Annotated in this window: 1 protein-coding gene; it reads right to left on the bottom strand. The window is 41.9% G+C overall.

What is annotated here, in order from left to right:
* Positions 1-15 precede the first annotated feature (15 nt).
* Complete coding sequence (locus H8S75_RS32390) at positions 16-573, bottom strand: hypothetical protein (RefSeq protein ID WP_187024981.1); 558 nt, start codon at positions 571-573, stop codon at positions 16-18.
* Positions 574-596: the final 23 nt, after the last annotated feature.

Genomic DNA, 596 nt, shown 5'->3' with positions numbered 1-596 from the left:
TATCAGTTTTGTGGATTAAAGATACGCTGCATCTGGAGCAATCACGCCATCTTTTCCAATCACAAACGACTGATGATATTCCAGCTCCCGGATAACCGCCGTGATAGTTTCAAAAGCCGCAACCAATTCCTGATAACGGAATATAAATCCGATTACCTCTGTGTATAAAAACATCTGCTGTTTTTTCGTCAGCCGCTCCAACGCCTTTATCCGCTTGTTCTTTTCTTCCCAGATGTCGCTTCCATAGATGTTTTCACCTTCCAGCAACTCTGTCATATCTGTATCCGACAACATGCAGGCCGCTGTATTCCACCAGGCAACCTCCGTATAAGTACATTCATCATCTTCACAAAATTGCTGCTGTTCTTTCCAGGGCATTTGATAGCTTACCTTCTGTCTGATGTCCCGCATTTCACACATCATATCGGCTGCAAGTTCACCCATTTCATTAATCTGGTCACTGTAATGATCCCAATACTGGCTATTTCTTTCGTTTCCGTCATAATAATAATCTATAATTTTCTGTAATCCATCATCTATAGACCACAGGTCCAGCTTTTTAAACAGTCCCATTGCTCTATCCCTCCTCGTTAAAT

Source organism: Hungatella hominis (assembly GCF_014288005.1).
Classification (GTDB): domain Bacteria; phylum Bacillota; class Clostridia; order Lachnospirales; family Lachnospiraceae; genus Hungatella; species Hungatella effluvii.
Note: the sequence above shows the minus strand (reverse complement) of the source record. Positions and strands in the feature narration are given on the sequence as shown.

What these genes read in the sequence shown, in the direction of transcription:
- H8S75_RS32390 (WP_187024981.1), bottom strand. Translation starts at nt 573, where the DNA reads ATGGGACTGTTTAAAAAGCTGGACCTGTGGTCTATAGATGATGGATTA.